Raw genomic sequence first — 15,950 nt, forward strand, 5'->3', positions numbered from 1 at the left:
CCAGGGTGTGGGAATGGCCGGACGACCCGCACGGCGCCGGCTTGCTCTGAGGCGGCGGCAAGTCTACCGTCCAGGGCCTCCGGCGACAGATTCACACAAGCGGTGTGCGGACATCGGGCCGCCTAAAATCGCCGGTTCCCCAAAGAAAGCCCGCCATGAGCCCGCGCCGCCTGTTCGTCACCACCGCCCTCCCCTACGCCAATGGCCATTTCCACATCGGCCACATCATGGAATACATCCAGGCGGACATCTGGGTGCGGTTCCAGCGCATGCAGGGGCATCAGGTGCACTTCGTCTGCGCCGACGACGCCCACGGCGCGCCGATCATGATTGCGGCCGACAAGGCCGGCAAGACGCCGCAGCAGTTCGTGGCCGACATCGCCGCCGGCCGCAAGCCCTACCTGGACGGTTTTCACATTGGCTTCGACAACTGGCACAGCACCGACGCACCCGAGAACCACGAGCTCGCACAACAGATCTACAAGGACCTCAAGGCCGCCGGCCTGATCGAGACCCGCACCATCGAACAGTTCTTCGACCCCGAGAAGAACATGTTCCTGCCCGACCGATTCATCAAGGGCGAGTGCCCCAACTGCCACGCCAAGGACCAGTACGGCGACAACTGCGAGGTCTGCGGCAAGGTCTATAGCCCCACCGACCTGATCAACCCGTACTCGGCGCTCTCGGGGGCGCAGCCGGTGCTCAAACATTCCGAGCACTTCTTCTTCAAGCTGTCCGATCCGCGTTGCCTGGCCTTCCTCAAGCAATGGACGAACAGTGGCGCGGTGCAGCCCGAAGTGCTCAACAAGATCAGCGAATGGATCGCACCCGATGAGAACGGCCAGACCAAGCTGGGCGACTGGGACATTTCGCGCGATGCCCCGTATTTCGGCATCGAGATCCCCGACGCGCCGGGCAAGTACTTCTACGTCTGGCTGGACGCGCCGGTGGGCTACCTGGCCTCGCTCAAGAACTGGCTGGGCAAACAGGGCATCGACTACAACGCCTTCATGGCCGATCCGGCGACCGAGCAGTACCACTTCATCGGCAAGGACATCATCACCTTCCACACCCTGTTCTGGCCGGCGATGCTGCATTTCAGCGGCCGCAAGACGCCCAACGCGGTGTTCGTGCACGGCTTCCTCACCGTCAACAACGGCGAGAAGATGAGCAAAAGCCGCGGCACCGGCCTGGACCCGCTCAAGTACCTCAAGCTGGGCATGAACCCCGAGTGGCTGCGCTACTACCTGGCGGCCAAGCTCAGCGCGCGCAACGAAGACGTCGACTTCAACCGCGACGATTTCATGCTGCGCGTCAACAGCGACCTGGTTGGCAAGTTCATCAACATCGCCAGCCGCGCGGCCGGCTTCATTGCCAAACGCTTCGAAGGAAGACTGGGGTCGCCATCAATCGACGGTTCGGCGCTGCTGCAGGCCTTGCAGGCCAAAGCCGACACGGTGGCCGGCCTGTTCGACACCCGCGAGTACGGCAAGGCCCTGCGCGAGGTGATGGCTCTGGCCGACATGGTCAACGCCTACGTGGACCAGAACAAGCCCTGGGAGCTGGCCAAACAGGACGGCCAGGACGCGCGGCTGCACGACGTCTGCAGCACCTGCATCGAAGCCTTCCGCCTGCTCACGCTGTACCTGAAGCCGGTACTGCCCGCGCTGGCCGCGCAGGTTGAGGCCTTCCTCAATGCACCGGCGCTGCAATGGGCCGATGCGCAGCGGCTGCTGGGCGCTGGCCACGCCATCAACGCCTACCAGCACCTGATGCAGCGCGTGGACCCGAAGCAACTGGAGGCCTTGTTCGAGCCGCCGCCAGCGCCTGTCGAAGCGGCGCCGCTGCCCGGTGGCGAGGCCGTGGCCGACACCATCACCATCGACGACTTTGCCAACGTCGACCTGCGCATCGCCAGGATCGTCGAGTGCGAGCGCGTCGAAGGTTCCACCAAGCTGCTGCGCCTCACGCTGGACGTGGGCGAAGGAAAGACGCGCAACGTCTTCAGCGGCATCGCCAGCGCCTACCAGCCCGAGCAACTGAAAGGCAAGCTCACCGTGCTGGTGGCCAATCTGGCCCCGCGCAAGATGAAGTTCGGTGTGAGCGAAGGCATGGTGCTGGCCGCCAGCCACGCCGATGAAAAGGCCGTGCCGGGCATCTTCGTGCTGGAACCCACCGCCGGCGCGGTGCCGGGCATGCGCGTCAGGTAATCAGCGGCGCTGAAGGTCAGGGTCGGGCATCGAGCCCGTCTTGATGACGCGCAGATCACGGTTGTAGGTCACCGTGAAGATCATCGTCTCGGTCTGCCCCTTGGGCTGGTAGCGCCAGTCCTGGCTGGTCTCGCCGCTGAGTGCAAAGGTCTGCACCTTGCGCGGCTTGCCCAGCATGCGGCGCACCTGCTCCACCGCCATGCCGGGTTGCACGCGCGCGAAGTTCTCTTCGGTCAGCACCTGCGACACCTTCACCAGAATGCCGTTGGCGCCGACGGTGATCATGTAGTTCACCACGCCCTCGGGCTGGCGGTTGTATTCGTAGATCTGCGCGCCGTCCTCGCCTTCCCACACCGCTTCGGGCTGACCGAATTTCTCGCGCACGTCGGCTTCGGTGGACACACCGGGCTCGAGCTCGGCAATGTTTTGCAGATCGCAGGCGCCCACAAAGCCCACAGCCGCCAGCACGGCGGTGAGGGTGCGGCCGATGCGCCACCAGGCGCTGCGCGTGTCGGGTCGGGTCATGGCGTGCCTCCAGCGGGATTGCGCGGCAGTAAATGCGCGGCAGTGTAGGCCGTGTCAGCCAGGTGGCTGTTGCGACCGGTAACATCGCGCCATGTCCGGCCTGCCCCCGCTTGCCAGCTTCCGCCCACGCATCGTGGGCGATTTGCGTGGCTACGACCGGGGCCGGCTGGCGCGCGACGTGGGCGCCGGCGTCACCGTGGGCATCGTGGCGCTGCCCCTGGCCATGGCCTTTGCCATCGCCAGCGGCCTGCCTCCGCAGGCAGGCCTGTGGACCGCCATCATCGGCGGCGTGCTGGTCTCGGCCCTGGGCGGCACTTCGGTGCAGATCGCCGGTCCCGCGGGCGCTTTCATCGTCATCGTCTACGGCATCGTCGAGCGCTACGGCGTGGCCAACCTGCTGATCGCCACCGCCAGCGCCGGCGTGCTGCTGTTCCTGCTGGGGCTGTTCAAGCTTGGGGCGCTGGTGCGTTATGTACCGGTCAGCGTGGTGATTGGCTTCACCAACGGCATCGCGGTGTTGATCGCGCTGTCGCAGCTGCGCGACCTGCTCGGCATCCATGTCGAGAAAATGCCAGCCAACTTCGTGGGCCAGATGCAGGTCATCGGCAGCCACCTCGGTGCGGTCAATCCCTGGGCCATCCTGCTCGGCGGCGTGTGCGTGCTGGGCCTGTTCATATGGCCGCGCCTGTGGGCCGCCGATTCGCGCTTTCGCCGCCAGCTCGATCAGCTGGAGGTGCCCGGCGCCCTGCGCGCGACCTCGCGCATTCCGGGGCCGGTGGTGGCGCTCATCTCTCTATCGCTGCTGGCCTGGGCGCTGCACTGGCCGGTGGAGACCATCGGCACCCGCTTCGGTGGCATCCCCCAGGGCCTGCCGCCGTTTGCCCTGCCCGACTTCTCCTGGGAGACGGTGCGCCTGCTGGTGCCGCCCACGCTCACCATTGCCATGCTGGGCGCGGTGGAGTCGCTGCTGTGCGCGCGGGTGGCCGACCAGTTGTCCGACACGCCCAAGCACGACCCCAACCAGGAACTCATGGCCCAAGGCGTGGCCAACGCGGTGGTGCCCTTCTTTGGCGGCATGCCGGTCACCGGCACCATCGCACGCACCGTCACCAACATCCGCTCGGGCGCCGGCTCGCCGGTGGCCGGCCTGGTGCACTCGGCCACCCTGGCGGTGGTCGTGCTGGCCGCCGCGCCGATGGCGTACCACATCCCCCTGGCGGTGCTGGCCGGCGTGCTGCTGTTCGTGGCCTGGAACATGGGCGAATGGCGCGAGTTCGCCCGCCTCAAGCACTTCAGCAACCACTACCGGCTGATGCTGGTCAGCACTTTCGTGGTCACCATCGTGTTCGACCTCACGGCGGCGGTGCAGCTCGGGCTGCTGCTGGCGGTGGTGTTGTTCGTGCGCCGACAAAGCGACATCTTCCGCGCCGAACCGCTGTCGCGCGAAGGCGGCCAGCAGGTGTGGCGGCTGTACGGCTCGCTGTTCTTTGGCGCCGTCACCAAGATCGACCCGCTGGTGGCCGAAGTGGAGGCCGCGCCCGGCCCGGTGAACCTGGTGCTGGACGCCCAGTGGCTGCTCTCGCTCGACACCACCGGCCTGGACGCGCTGGAGCAATTGCACAAGGTGGTGACCCGTCGCGGCGGCCGGCTCGAACTGGTGGGCCTGCAGCCGCAGCCGGCCTCGCTGATCGAGCGCTCGGGCTTTGCCGCCCGATTGGCCGAGGGTGCCGAGGGGCCCGGGGCCGCCAGCTAAAATCGCCGGCTTCCCCTGCTCCGGACGCCACCCGCCATGTCGATCTTTCGCCGCCCCGACTACCGCTCCGACACCACCGAGTTCATCGATCAGCTCAAGTCCGCCAAGCCCGGGCTGGAGCAGTCGCAGCGCCAGGGCCGCGCCCTGTTGTGGGACAAGCAGATCGACCGCGATTTCATGGCCGACGCCCAGGCGGCACGCGTGGCGCAAAAGCCCTACGTCTACCAGACCGAACCCGGCCTGAAGTGACCCGCCCGAGCGCGGCGCCATGACCGATCCCACGCCCTCGCTCGAGGAGGCCCCGCAAGGCCTTGATGAGGTGCTGCCCCGCGTGGTTGACGGCGTCGCACTGGCCCGCCTCTATGGCGAGCCGCTGTTCAAGCTGCCGCAGGACCTCTACATCCCGCCCGACGCATTGCGCGTCTTCCTCGAAGCCTTCGAGGGCCCGCTCGATCTGCTGCTGTACCTGATCCGCAAGCAGAACTTCAACATCCTGGACATCCCCATGGCGGGGGTCACGCGCCAGTACCTGGAGTACGTGGAGGAAATCCGCGCGCACAACCTCGAGCTGGCGGCCGAGTACCTGCTCATGGCGGCCATGCTGATCGAGATCAAGTCGCGCATGCTGCTGCCGCCCAAGAAGACGGCCGAGGGCGAGGAAGCCGAAGACCCGCGCGCCGAGCTGGTGCGCCGGCTGCTCGAATACGAGCAGATGAAGCTGGCCGCGCAACGGCTGTCCGAGGTACCGCAGTACGGCCGCGACTTCCTGCGCGCGCAGGTGTACGTCGAGCAGGCGCTGGTGCCGCGCTTTCCGGACGTGCACGCCATCGACCTGCAATCGGCCTGGCGCGACATCCTCAAACGCGCCAAGCTCGTTCAGCACCACAAGATCAGCCGCGAGGAGCTCTCGGTGCGCGAGCACATGAGCATCGTGCTGCGCAAGCTGCAGGGTCGCCAGTTCGTCGAATTCGGTGACCTGTTCGAGGTGACCCAGGGCGCGCCGGTGCTGGTGGTCACCTTCATCGCCATGCTCGAGCTGGCCAAGGAAACCCTGATCGAGCTCACGCAGGCCGAGGCCTTCGCGCCCATCTACGTTCGTCTGGCGTACACGCCATCGGCATGACCCATTCCGGCCGCGTCAGCGGCCTGCTCCGCTACGACACATGACCCAAGAATTCGACGTGCTGGTGATCGGCAGCGGCCTGGCCGGCCTGAGCACCGCGCTGCACCTGGCCAGCACCCACCGCGTGGCGGTGATAACCAAACGCGCCCTGCTCGATGGCTCGAGCAACTGGGCGCAAGGCGGCATCGCTGCGGTGCTGGCCGAAGGCGACAGCCTGGACTCGCACGTGGAGGACACGCTGGTGGCTGGTGCCGGCCTCAGCGACCTGGACGCCACCCGCTTCACGGTGGAGAACGCGCCCAAGGCCATCGCCTGGCTGCGCGAACTCGGCGTGCCGTTCTCGACCGAGCACGGCGAGCTGCACCTCACGCGCGAGGGCGGCCACAGCCACCGGCGCGTGGCCCACGTGGCCGACGCCACTGGGGCGGCGGTGCAGGCCACGCTGGTCGAGCGCATCAAGGCCACACCCAACATCGCGGTGTTCGAGCACCACATGCTGGTCGACCTGATCACCGAACGCCGCATCAAGGGCGCCGCGGGCGAGCGCCGCTGCTTTGGTGCCTACGTGCTCGACACCGTGCGCGACGAAGTGGTTACCTTTGCCGCGCGCCACACTGTGCTGGCCACTGGCGGCGCCGGCAAGGTCTACCTGTACACCACCAACCCCGACACCGCCACCGGCGACGGCATCGCCGCGGCCTGGCGGGCGGGCTGCCAGGTGGCGAACATGGAGTTCATCCAGTTCCACCCCACCTGTCTGTACCACCCGCACGCCAAGAGCTTTCTCATCACCGAAGCCGTGCGCGGCGAAGGCGGCATCCTCAAGCTGCCACCGCACCTGGGTGGCCACCGCTTCATGCCCGACCACGACCCGCGCGCCGAACTGGCGCCGCGCGACGTGGTGGCGCGCGCGATCGACTTCGAGATGAAGAAGCACGGTCTGGACTGTGTGCACCTGGACATCTCGCACCAGAGCCCCGCATTCCTGCACGAGCACTTCCCCAACATCCTGGCGCGCTGCGCCGAGCTGGGCATCGACATCACCAAGGAGCCCATCCCCGTGGTGCCGGCCGCCCACTACACCTGTGGCGGTGTGGTGACCGACCTGGACGGCCGCACCGAGATGGCCGGGCTGTTCGCGGTGGGCGAGACCACCTGTACCGGCCTGCACGGCGCCAACCGCCTGGCCAGCAATTCACTGGTCGAGTGCATGGTGTTTGCACAGGCCGCTGTCGGCGCCATCCGAGGTACACCGCTCGACGCCCCGCCGGCCCTGCCCGAATGGGACGACAGCCGCGTCACCGATGCGGACGAGATGGTCGTCATCTCACACAACTGGGACGAGCTGCGCCGTTTCATGTGGGACTACGTCGGCATCGTGCGCACCAACAAGCGCCTGGAACGCGCGGCGCACCGCATCACGCTGCTGCAGCGCGAAATCCACGAGTTCTACGCCAGCTTTCACGTCACGCGCGACCTGCTGGAGCTGCGCAACCTGGTACAGGTGGCCGACCTGATCGTCATGTCGGCCCTGCTGCGGCACGAAAGCCGCGGGCTGCACTTCAGCCTGGACTACCCGGACATGCTGCCCGAGGCCAGGCCGACGGTACTGGTGCCGCCGGCGCGGTGACAGGGCCGCTCCTGCTTACGCAGCGCCAATCCCCGGCACCAGCGCCCCTGCGTCCTGGCCAGCCTTGTGCGCGGCGGTGAAGGCCAGCATGCGATCGATCGGCAAGCGTGCGCGCGGGATGAGCGCCGGGTCGACCTGAATCTGGTTGGCACCCGATTCGAGCACCGCAGCCACGCCGGCCAGGCCGTTCATGGCCATCCAGGGGCAGTGTGCGCAGCTCTTGCAGGTGGCGCTGTTGCCGGCGGTGGGCGCTTCGATGAACACCTTGCCCGGGTTCTGCTGGCGCAGCATGTGCATCATGCCCTTGTCGGTGGCGACGATGAACTCGGTGGCATCGAAGTCTTTCGCGGCCTTGAGGATGCCCGAGGTGGAGCCCACGGCATCGGCCAGCGCGATCACGTCGGCCGGGCTCTCGGGGTGCACCAGCACCTTGGCCCTGGGGTGCTCCTTCTTGAGCGCTTCCAGCTCGAAGGCCTTGAACTCGTCGTGCACGATGCACGAGCCGTTCCACATCAGCATGTCGGCGCCGGTCTCGCGCTGGATGTAGCCACCCAGGTGTTTGTCGGGCGCCCACAGGATTTTGTGGCCCTTGTCCTTGAGCGCGCGCACGATGTCGAGCGCGCAGCTGCTGGTCACCAGCCAGTCCGAGCGCGCCTTCACCGCGGCGCTGGTGTTGGCATAGACCACCACGGTGCGGTCGGGGTGCGCATCACAGAAGGCACTGAACTCATCGATCGGACAGCCCAGGTCAAGCGAGCAATTGGCATCGAGGTCCGGCATGAGCACGGTTTTCTCGGGGCTGAGGATCTTGGCCGTCTCGCCCATGAAGCGCACGCCCGAGACCACCAGCGTGGTGGCCGGGTGGTCGCGACCGAAGCGCGCCATCTCGAGCGAATCGCTCACGATGCCGCCGGTTTCCATCGCCAGGTCCTGCAGGTCGGGGTGCACGTAGTAGTGCGACACCATCACCGCATTGCGTTCCTTGAGCAGGCGCTTGATGCGGTCCTTGAGCTCGGCCCGTTGCTTGGGGCCCGGCTCCACCGGCACACGCGCCCAGGCGTGTTGCGTGGGGCAGGCGGGTTGTTCGTATTCGACGTCGATGATGGCTTCGTGGGTCATGGCAGTTGCTCCATTCGCATGGAGAAGTCGATGGCCTTGACGTCCTTGGTCAAGGCGCCGATGGAGATGCGGTCCACGCCGGTCTCGGCCAGCGCGCGCACCGTGGAAAGATTGACCCCGCCCGAGATCTCGAGGATGGCGCGACCGGCGTTGCGTGCGACCGCCTCGCGCAGCGTGGGCAGGTCCATGTTGTCCAGCAGCACCATGGTGGCGCCGCTGGCCAGGGCTTCGTCCAGCTGGGCCAGGGTCTCCACCTCGATCTCGACAAAGCGCGCGCTGGGCGCTGTCTCGCGCACACGCTGCAGCACGGCGGCCACGCCACCCGCGGCGGCGATGTGGTTCTCCTTGATGAGCACCGCGTCGAACAGGCCGATGCGGTGATTGACCCCGCCACCCGTGCGCACCGCGTACTTTTGCGCCAGACGCAGCCCCGGCAGTGTCTTGCGCGTGTCCACGATGGCCGCGCGTGTGCCGGCCACGGCATCGACGTAGGTGGCCGTCTTGGTGGCCACCGCCGACAACAGCTGCAGGAAGTTCAGTGCCGTGCGTTCGGCCGTCAACAGCGTGCGGGCGCGCCCGGTGATGGTGACGACCACCTGGTCGGGTGCACAGCGTTCTCCCTCGGCCACCTGCCAGTCCAGCACGGCCTGCGGGTCCAGCGCGTGCACCGCGGCGTTCACCCAGGGAATGCCGCAGATCACCGCGCTCTCGCGCGCCAGGATGCGCGCGCGCACCCTGCGATCGGCATCCACCAGCGCGGCGGTCAGGTCGCCGCCGGCAACGTCTTCGGCCAGCGCGCGGGCCACGTCGCTGGTGGCAAGTTCGGCCAGGTCATCGGCCGTGAAGTCAGAGAGGTGTTTCATCGTGGGCGTTGGGCAATGCGGGACAGTGCGCAGCGGCGCACCCGCATGGTGCGATGCACTATAGTCCCGCATTCTCGTTCACCGCCCGCCGCCGCGCCGGTCTCCGACATGAGCAACCCCACCCCCGCCACGCCCTACGGCACCTTGCCGGCCGCCTCGCCGCTGCCCGCGCGCAAGCCGGTGAGCCTGCCGCGCCTGGCAGAACTTCGCGAACGTGGCGAGAAGATCACCATGCTCACTGCCTACGACGCCACGTTTGCCGCGGTGGCCGACGCGGCGGGCGTTGAAACCATTCTGGTCGGCGATTCGCTTGGCATGGTGTGCCAGGGTCTGGCCAGCACCGCCGGCGTCACGCTGGAGACCATGGCCTACCACGTGGAGAGCGTGGCGCGTGGCCTGCGCCGCGTTCAGGGCACGGCCTGGCTGCTGGGCGATCTGCCCTTCGGCAGCTACCACGAGTCCAAAGAGCAGGCCATGCGCAGTGCGGCGCAACTGGTTCACGCCGGTGCCCACATGGTCAAGCTCGAAGGTGGCGGCTGGACGGCCGAGACTGTGCGCTTCCTGGTGGAGCGTGGCATTCCCGTCTGCGCCCATCTGGGCCTGACACCACAAACGGTGCACGCCATTGGCGGCTATCGCGTGCAAGGCCGCGACGACCAAACTGCCCTGACCCTCAAACGCCACGCACTCGAACTGCAGGACGCAGGCGCCACCATGCTGGTGCTCGAAATGGTGCCTGCGGCGCTGGCCACCGAGATCACCGGGCAACTGCCACGCTGCCACACCATCGGCATCGGCGCCGGACGCGGCACGGCCGGGCAAGTCCTGGTCATGCACGACATGCTGGGCATCAACCTGGGCAAGAACCCGAAGTTTGTGCGCAACTTCATGGAAGGCGCGCACTCGGTGCGCGAGGCCATGGCCGCCTACGTCCAGGCCGTCAAGGACGGCAGCTTCCCAGACGACAAGCTCCACGCCTGGTGACCTGACACCGGGCCTGTGGCTCCCCGCTTCGACATCTGCCCGCATCGATACCCGCGCGCTCCGACCGACGCCTGCTCCCCACCATGAAAGTTGTTCACACGATCGCCGATCTGCGCGCTGCGCTGCACCCCTTTGATGCACCGGCGCTGGTGCCCACCATGGGCAACCTGCACGACGGCCACCTCACCCTCATCAAGGCGGCGAAACCGCTGGGTGACGTGACCGTGGCCAGCGTGTTCGTCAACCGGCTGCAGTTCGCGCCTCACGAGGATTTCGACACCTACCCGCGGACCCTGGACGCCGACTGCGAGAAGCTGGCGGCCGCCGGCTGTGACGTGGTCTTCGCGCCCAGCGAGCGCGACATGTACCCCGAGCCACAAGGCTTCAAGGTGCACCCGGATCCGGCCATCGCCGACATCCTCGAAGGCCGCTTTCGCCCGGGCTTCTTCGTCGGCGTGTGCACCGTGGTGATGAAGCTGTTCCAGATCGCATTCGCCGAGGCCAAAGGCCGTGGCACCGCGGTGTTCGGCCAGAAGGACTACCAGCAGCTGATGGTGATCCGGCGCATGGTGCGCCAGTTCGCGCTGCCGATCGAGATCGTCGCGGCGCCCACGCAGCGCGCCAACGACGGCTTGGCACTGAGCTCGCGCAACGGTTACCTGAGCGAGACCGAGCGGGCCGAGGCGGTGCAGCTGTCACTGGCTTTGCGAGCCCTCGGTCGCGATGCACTCGCCGCCGCCGATGGGCTGGCGCGCCACCTGCCCGCACTGGAGCAACGTGCCATGGAAGCGCTCAGCGCGCGCGGCTGGCAACCCGACTACCTGACGGTGCGCCGCCGCGACGACCTGCAATCGCCGAACGCGGGTGATGCCCTGGTGGTGCTGGGTGCGGCACGCCTGGGCAAGACGCGCCTGATCGACAACCTCGAAGTCTGATCGCCGGCCCAAGCGCTCAGGCGCCCTCGACCTTCGGGTCGCGACCCATCAACGCGGCCACCGCTTCCCTGGGCTTGAGCTGGCCTTCGAGCAAGGCCACCACCGCGTCGGTGATCGGCATGTCCACGCCCAGCTGGCGCGCGCGCAGGGCCACCGTGCGTGCGCTGTACACACCCTCGGCCACATGACCCAGCGAAGACACCGCTTGCACCAGCGTCTGGCCTCGCGCGAGTTGCAGGCCCACCTGGCGGTTGCGCGACAGATCGCCCGTCGCCGTGAGCACCAGGTCGCCCAGGCCCGACAAGCCCATGAAGGTGTCGGCCCTGGCGCCCAGCGCCAGGCCCAGCCGCGTCATTTCGGCAAGGCCGCGCGTGATCAACGCGGCGCGCGCGTTCAGGCCAAGGCCGAGACCGTCGCACAAGCCCGTGGCGATCGCGAGGACGTTCTTGACTGCACCGCCGACCTCCACGCCGGCCACGTCGTCGTTGGCATAGACGCGCAAGGTGGGGCCGTGAAACGCCTGCACCAGCGCGTCACGTACCTCGGCATGCGCGCTGGCGGCCACCAGGGCGGTGGGTTGCCCGCGCGCAACCTCTTGCGCAAAGCTGGGGCCGCTGAGCACGCCCGATTTCAAGGCCGGTGCAACGGCGGCCGCGATTTCGTGGCCCAGCAGGCCAATGCCGGCACCGGCCACCGGGCGCTCGAAACCCTTGCACAGCCAGGCCACGGGCACCGGCACCGGCAGGTCGCTCAGGCTTTGCAGCCACTGGCGCAGCGCCGCCATGGGCGTTGCCACGATCACCAGGTCGGCGCCGGCCGCCAACGCCAGGGCGTCACCGTCGAGCACCTGCACGGCCGGCGACAGGGACAGACCCGGCAGATAGCGGCGGTTCTCACGCGCCGACGCTATGTCGCGCGCCTGGGTCGCGTCGCGCGCCCAGAGCGTGACCTGCGTCTGGCCGTGGCGCGCAGCGCCAATGGCCAGCGCCGTGCCCCAGGCCCCGGCACCCAGCACCAGGGTGCGATGCAAGGCCTGCTGGGTCATGGCCGGCTGCTCGGCAAGGCTCAGGTGATGATGCGCGGCGCGTCGTCCGCCTGTTGCGCCTGCTGCTGCTCGTACATGGCCTGGAAGTTGATTTCGGCCAGGTGTACCGGCGGGAAGCCGCCACGCTGGATCACATCGGCCACGTTGCCACGCAGGTAGGGGTAGATGATCTGCGGGCAGGCAATGCCCAGGATCGGACCCATCTGGTCTTCGGGCAGGTTGCGGATCTCGAAGATGCCCGCCTGTTTGCACTCGACCAGGAAGACCGTCTTGTCCTGGATCTTGGTGGTCACGGTGGCGGTCACGCGCACCTCGAAAACGCCGTCGGCAGCCGGCTGGGCGTCGACGCCGAGCTGGATGTCGACGCTGGGCTGCTCCTGCTCGAGCAGGATGGCCGGCGAATTGGGCTGTTCCAGCGAGGCCTCTTTGAGGTAGATGCGCTGGATCTGGAAGACGGGGGTATCGGTGTCGGCCATGGCGTGTCTCGGCTGTCGGAATGAAAAGGCCCGCCGGGGAGGTTTCCCTCAGCGGGCACAGGGCGGGATTATGTCAGCCGCCCGTGACGGTTCGTCAGGCCGACTGCAACAGGGGCGTCAGACCGCCCCGCGCGTCCAGCGCGTGCAGGTCGTCGCAGCCGCCGACATGGGTGTTGCCAATGAAGATCTGCGGCACGCTGGTGCGGCCCGTCAGCTCGGTCATGCGTGCCCGCAAGGCGGGCTGCCCATCCACCACGATCTCCTCGACGTCGGTCACGCCACGGGCTTGCAGCAAGGCCTTGGCGCGGTGGCAATACGGGCAATAGTCGCTGGAATAAATCGTGACCTTGGACATCGGGCGGCGAAACGAAGTTTGGAACAGGCCCGATTGTCAGGACTTCACGACCGGCAGGCCGGCCGAGCGCCAGGCACCCATGCCGCCCGTCAGGGATTGCACCTTTTCGTAACCCAGCTTCTTCGCCACCGCGATGCCCCGGTTGGCGCGCGCGCCCGAGGCACACACGAAGATCAGCGGCGTGGCCTTGTTCTTGACCGCGCCTGGCAGCTTTTCTTCGAGCTGGCCTACGGGCAGGTTCTTCGCGCCGTTGATGTGGCCTTGTGCAAATTCGTCGGCCTCGCAGACGTCGATGACCACCGCCTTTTCGCGGTTCATCAGCATCACGGCGTCGTTGGCGTTGAGCGTGCCGGCCCGGCCGCCCGATTTGACGGTTGGCCACAGCAGCATGGCGCCGGACGAAAACGCCACGGCGATCAGAACCCAGTTATCAAGAAAGAAGCTCACGGTTGCCCTCGGCGGTTCAGCAAAGCCCAGCATTCTAAAATGCCGGGCTTTGTCCCTCCCCGACCACAGCGCCATGTACAAGCTCGTCCTGATCCGTCACGGTGAATCCACCTGGAACCTTGAGAACCGCTTCACCGGCTGGACCGACGTCGACCTCACCCCCACCGGGATCAGCCAGGCGATGTCCGCGGGCCAACTGCTCAAGGCCGAGGGCTATGACTTCGACGTCGCGTACACCAGCGTGCTCAAGCGGGCCATTCATACCCTGTGGTACGTGCTGGATGCCATGGATCGCACCTGGCTGCCGGTGGTCAAGAGCTGGCGCCTGAACGAGCGCCACTACGGTGCGCTGCAAGGTCTGAACAAAGCCGACATGGCCGCTCAATACGGCGACGAGCAGGTGCTGGTCTGGCGCCGCAGCTACGACACCCCTCCGCCCGCGCTCGAGCCCACCGACCCGCGCAGCGAGCGCGCCGACCGCCGCTACGCCCGCCTCAAGCCCGAGGACATCCCACTCACCGAATGCCTCAAGGACACCGTGGCGCGGGTCATTCCGTTCTGGAGCGAGGCCCTGGCGCCGGCCATCCAGTCCGGCAAACGCGTCGTGGTGGCCGCGCACGGCAACAGCATCCGGGCCCTGGTCAAGTACCTCGACGGCATTTCGGATGGTGACATCGTTGGTCTGAACATCCCCAACGGTATCCCGCTGGTGTACGAGCTCGACGCCAACCTCAAGCCGATCCGCCATTACTACCTCGGTGACGCCGAGGCGGCGGCCCGGGCGGCAGCCGCCGTGGCCGCTCAAGGCAAGGCCTGACGCCTCCTGATGCGACCCAGGGCGGCAGGATCGCACGCCCAGCGCTCAAACCGGTGCCGTTGGGTGGGGAACCCCCCGGGGCGGCGCCGCTCCAAGGTGTATATTGGCCCGGCGCCTGGCGGACACGCCCGCGCGCGCGTTATCGCAAAGGTGTAGCTCCATGACGAACCAGGTCGCTTCCAAGCTCAAGATCGCCGGATGGGTAGCCGTCGGCGCGATCGCAGGCGCGCTGACCACCGTGCAACTGCAGGCCATCGCCCGCAACAACCTGGCCCCCCTGCCGCTCGAGGAGTTGCAGCAACTCGCCGCGGTCTTCGGCATGGTCAAGACCGACTACGTTGAGCCGGTTGACGAGAAGAAGCTCATCTCCGACGCCATCTCCGGCATGGTGGGCAGCCTCGACCCGCACTCGCAGTACTTCGACAAGAAGTCGTTCAAGGAATTCCGCGAAGGCACCAGCGGCCGCTTCGTCGGCGTCGGCATCGAGATCACGATGGAAGACGGCCTCGTCAAAGTGGTCTCACCGATCGAGGACTCCCCTGCCTTCCGCGCCGGCCTGAAAAGCGGCGACCTGATCACCAAGATCGATGACACCGCGGTCAAGGGCCTCAACATCAACGAGGCCGTCAAGCTCATGCGCGGCGAGCCGCGCACCAAGGTGCTTCTCACGGTGCTGCGCCGCGACGAGGACCGCAGCTTCAGTGTCACGATCACCCGCGAAGAGATCAAGACGGTGAGCGTGAAGGCGCGCCAGATTGAACCGGGTTACGCCTGGGTGCGCGTGTCGCAGTTCCAGGAGCGCACCGCCGAAGACTTCACCCGCAAGCTCGAAGAGATCTACAAGGCCGATCCCAAACTGAAGGGCCTGGTGCTCGACTTGCGCAACGACCCGGGTGGCCTGCTGGACGCCGCCGTGGCCCTGTCAGCGGTGTTCCTGCCCGAGAACGTGACGGTCGTGTCCACCAACGGCCAGCTCGAAGAGAGCAAGTTCGTCTACAAGGCGGCACCGCAGCATTACCTGCGCCGGGGTGGCACCGACCCGGTGCGTCATCTCACGGAAGCCACCAACGGCCTGTTCAAGCGCATCCCGCTGGTTGTGCTGGTCAACGAAGGCTCGGCCTCGGCCAGCGAGATCGTGGCCGGTGCCCTGCAAGACCACAAGCGCGCCACCCTCATGGGCGGTCAGACCTTCGGCAAAGGCTCGGTCCAGACGGTGCGTCCGCTGGGCCCCGATACCGGTCTGAAGCTCACCACCGCGCGCTACTACACACCTTCTGGCACCTCGATCCAGGGCAAGGGCATCGTGCCCAACGTGATGGTCGACGAAACCGCCGAGGGCAACCTGTTCACGGCGCTGCGCACCCGCGAGGCCGACCTGGCCAACAGTCTGGGCAGTACGCCGCACGGCCCGATGACAGACGCCCAGCGCGACGCCGAGCAAAAGCGCGAGGAAGCCCGCGAGACCGCCCGCAAGCGCCTTGAGGAAGAAGCGCGCAAGAACCCGGGGCAGCGCCTGGTCCCCGAATTCGGCAGCGACAAGGACTTCCAGCTGCAACAGGCGCTCAACCAACTCAAGGGTCGCCCGGTGCTGGTCAGCAAGTCCGCCAGCGTGCGACCCGAAGAGAAGAAAGAAAACTGAGCCTGTGGCGCCTGGCGTTCGCCGCCAGG

General features: G+C 67.2%; 16 protein-coding genes. 9 read left to right on the forward strand and 7 right to left on the reverse strand.

All coding sequences use genetic code 11. The features are described 5' to 3' along the window. Nucleotides 1-155 precede the first annotated feature (155 nt). Nucleotides 156-2,210: a methionine--tRNA ligase gene (gene metG, locus KF871_RS05120; protein ID WP_291139064.1), complete on the forward strand. Its 2,055-nt coding sequence runs from the start codon at nucleotides 156-158 to the stop codon at nucleotides 2,208-2,210. Here the strand turns inward: metG and bamE are convergent, their stop codons facing one another. Continuing rightward, nucleotides 2,211-2,735: an outer membrane protein assembly factor BamE gene (gene bamE, locus KF871_RS05125; RefSeq protein ID WP_291139067.1), complete on the reverse strand. Its 525-nt coding sequence runs from the start codon at nucleotides 2,733-2,735 to the stop codon at nucleotides 2,211-2,213. Between the two features lie 91 nt (nucleotides 2,736-2,826). Here bamE and KF871_RS05130 point away from each other — a divergent pair, with 91 nt between their 5' ends. Genes KF871_RS05130 through nadB form a run of 4 tightly spaced genes read left to right on the forward strand, consistent with a single transcriptional unit; the run spans nucleotide 2,827 to nucleotide 7,241 of the window. Beyond that, nucleotides 2,827-4,488: a SulP family inorganic anion transporter gene (locus KF871_RS05130; RefSeq protein ID WP_291139070.1), complete on the forward strand. Its 1,662-nt coding sequence runs from the start codon at nucleotides 2,827-2,829 to the stop codon at nucleotides 4,486-4,488. A gap of 36 nt (nucleotides 4,489-4,524) precedes the next feature. Next, nucleotides 4,525-4,737 (forward strand): DUF3460 family protein, encoded by a 213-nt coding sequence (locus KF871_RS05135; protein WP_291139073.1) that lies wholly within the window; start codon nucleotides 4,525-4,527, stop codon nucleotides 4,735-4,737. Between the two features lie 19 nt (nucleotides 4,738-4,756). Next, the gene (locus KF871_RS05140) at nucleotides 4,757-5,611 is read left to right on the forward strand and encodes a ScpA family protein (RefSeq protein WP_291139076.1); all 855 of its coding nucleotides are present in this window, start codon (nucleotides 4,757-4,759) and stop codon (nucleotides 5,609-5,611) included. 40 nt (nucleotides 5,612-5,651) lie between these two features. Further along, complete coding sequence (gene nadB / locus KF871_RS05145) at nucleotides 5,652-7,241, forward strand: L-aspartate oxidase (RefSeq protein ID WP_291139079.1); 1,590 nt, start codon at nucleotides 5,652-5,654, stop codon at nucleotides 7,239-7,241. Nucleotides 7,242-7,256: 15 nt separating this feature from the next. Here the strand turns inward: nadB and nadA are convergent, their stop codons facing one another. Then, on the reverse strand, nucleotides 7,257-8,360 hold the full coding sequence (gene nadA / locus KF871_RS05150; protein ID WP_291139082.1) for a quinolinate synthase NadA: 1,104 nt from the start codon (nucleotides 8,358-8,360) through the stop codon (nucleotides 7,257-7,259). After that, entirely contained in the window at nucleotides 8,357-9,223 is an 867-nt protein-coding gene (nadC, locus tag KF871_RS05155; RefSeq protein ID WP_291139085.1) for a carboxylating nicotinate-nucleotide diphosphorylase, read from the reverse strand. The genes nadA and nadC overlap by 4 nt, the downstream gene beginning before the upstream one ends. 108 nt (nucleotides 9,224-9,331) lie before the next feature. Here nadC and panB point away from each other — a divergent pair, with 108 nt between their 5' ends. Together panB and panC are read left to right on the forward strand one after the other, a co-directional pair. Continuing rightward, a complete protein-coding gene (gene panB / locus KF871_RS05160) occupies nucleotides 9,332-10,207 on the forward strand; it encodes a 3-methyl-2-oxobutanoate hydroxymethyltransferase (RefSeq protein ID WP_291139088.1) in 876 nt (291 codons plus the stop codon). Between the two features lie 83 nt (nucleotides 10,208-10,290). Further along, nucleotides 10,291-11,142 (forward strand): pantoate--beta-alanine ligase, encoded by an 852-nt coding sequence (panC, locus tag KF871_RS05165; protein ID WP_291139090.1) that lies wholly within the window; start codon nucleotides 10,291-10,293, stop codon nucleotides 11,140-11,142. Between the two features lie 16 nt (nucleotides 11,143-11,158). Here panC and KF871_RS05170 read toward each other — a convergent pair whose 3' ends face one another. From KF871_RS05170 to KF871_RS05185, 4 genes are all read right to left on the reverse strand, one after another. Further along, nucleotides 11,159-12,187 carry an NAD(P)H-dependent glycerol-3-phosphate dehydrogenase gene (locus KF871_RS05170; protein WP_291139093.1) on the reverse strand — a complete coding sequence of 343 codons (1,029 nt, stop codon included), beginning with the start codon at nucleotides 12,185-12,187 and terminating at the stop codon, nucleotides 11,159-11,161. A gap of 20 nt (nucleotides 12,188-12,207) precedes the next feature. Next, nucleotides 12,208-12,663 (reverse strand): protein-export chaperone SecB, encoded by a 456-nt coding sequence (gene secB / locus KF871_RS05175; RefSeq protein WP_291139096.1) that lies wholly within the window; start codon nucleotides 12,661-12,663, stop codon nucleotides 12,208-12,210. A 94-nt stretch (nucleotides 12,664-12,757) separates the two neighbouring features. After that, the gene (gene grxC / locus KF871_RS05180; RefSeq protein WP_291139099.1) at nucleotides 12,758-13,018 is read right to left on the reverse strand and encodes a glutaredoxin 3; all 261 of its coding nucleotides are present in this window, start codon (nucleotides 13,016-13,018) and stop codon (nucleotides 12,758-12,760) included. Nucleotides 13,019-13,054: 36 nt separating this feature from the next. Continuing rightward, nucleotides 13,055-13,465, reverse strand: coding sequence for a rhodanese-like domain-containing protein (locus KF871_RS05185; protein WP_291139102.1), 411 nt, complete (start codon nucleotides 13,463-13,465; stop codon nucleotides 13,055-13,057). Between the two features lie 73 nt (nucleotides 13,466-13,538). Here KF871_RS05185 and gpmA point away from each other — a divergent pair, with 73 nt between their 5' ends. Together gpmA and KF871_RS05195 are read left to right on the forward strand one after the other, a co-directional pair. Beyond that, entirely contained in the window at nucleotides 13,539-14,282 is a 744-nt protein-coding gene (gene gpmA / locus KF871_RS05190; protein ID WP_291139105.1) for a 2,3-diphosphoglycerate-dependent phosphoglycerate mutase, read from the forward strand. 160 nt (nucleotides 14,283-14,442) lie between these two features. Further along, the gene (locus KF871_RS05195) at nucleotides 14,443-15,921 is read left to right on the forward strand and encodes a S41 family peptidase (protein ID WP_291139107.1); all 1,479 of its coding nucleotides are present in this window, start codon (nucleotides 14,443-14,445) and stop codon (nucleotides 15,919-15,921) included. Nucleotides 15,922-15,950 lie beyond the last annotated feature (29 nt).

The sequence above is a fragment of the Hydrogenophaga sp. genome, assembly GCF_019635465.1.
In the GTDB taxonomy this organism is placed as follows: Bacteria; Pseudomonadota; Gammaproteobacteria; order Burkholderiales; family Burkholderiaceae_C; genus Hydrogenophaga.

Bases quoted from the DNA above. Each gene is read 5' to 3' on its own strand.
- nadB (WP_291139079.1), top strand. From the start codon at position 5,652: ATGACCCAAGAATTCGACGTGCTGGTGATCGGCAGCGGCCTGGCCGGC.
- gpmA (WP_291139105.1), top strand. From the start codon at position 13,539: ATGTACAAGCTCGTCCTGATCCGTCACGGTGAATCCACCTGGAACCTT.
- grxC (WP_291139099.1), bottom strand. From the start codon at position 13,018: ATGTCCAAGGTCACGATTTATTCCAGCGACTATTGCCCGTATTGCCAC.
- nadA (WP_291139082.1), bottom strand. From the start codon at position 8,360: ATGACCCACGAAGCCATCATCGACGTCGAATACGAACAACCCGCCTGC.
- KF871_RS05170 (WP_291139093.1), bottom strand. From the start codon at position 12,187: ATGACCCAGCAGGCCTTGCATCGCACCCTGGTGCTGGGTGCCGGGGCC.
- KF871_RS05135 (WP_291139073.1), top strand. From the start codon at position 4,525: ATGTCGATCTTTCGCCGCCCCGACTACCGCTCCGACACCACCGAGTTC.
- metG (WP_291139064.1), top strand. From the start codon at position 156: ATGAGCCCGCGCCGCCTGTTCGTCACCACCGCCCTCCCCTACGCCAAT.
- KF871_RS05140 (WP_291139076.1), top strand. From the start codon at position 4,757: ATGACCGATCCCACGCCCTCGCTCGAGGAGGCCCCGCAAGGCCTTGAT.
- panC (WP_291139090.1), top strand. From the start codon at position 10,291: ATGAAAGTTGTTCACACGATCGCCGATCTGCGCGCTGCGCTGCACCCC.
- bamE (WP_291139067.1), bottom strand. From the start codon at position 2,735: ATGACCCGACCCGACACGCGCAGCGCCTGGTGGCGCATCGGCCGCACC.
- KF871_RS05130 (WP_291139070.1), top strand. From the start codon at position 2,827: ATGTCCGGCCTGCCCCCGCTTGCCAGCTTCCGCCCACGCATCGTGGGC.
- panB (WP_291139088.1), top strand. From the start codon at position 9,332: ATGAGCAACCCCACCCCCGCCACGCCCTACGGCACCTTGCCGGCCGCC.
- KF871_RS05195 (WP_291139107.1), top strand. From the start codon at position 14,443: ATGACGAACCAGGTCGCTTCCAAGCTCAAGATCGCCGGATGGGTAGCC.
- nadC (WP_291139085.1), bottom strand. From the start codon at position 9,223: ATGAAACACCTCTCTGACTTCACGGCCGATGACCTGGCCGAACTTGCC.
- secB (WP_291139096.1), bottom strand. From the start codon at position 12,663: ATGGCCGACACCGATACCCCCGTCTTCCAGATCCAGCGCATCTACCTC.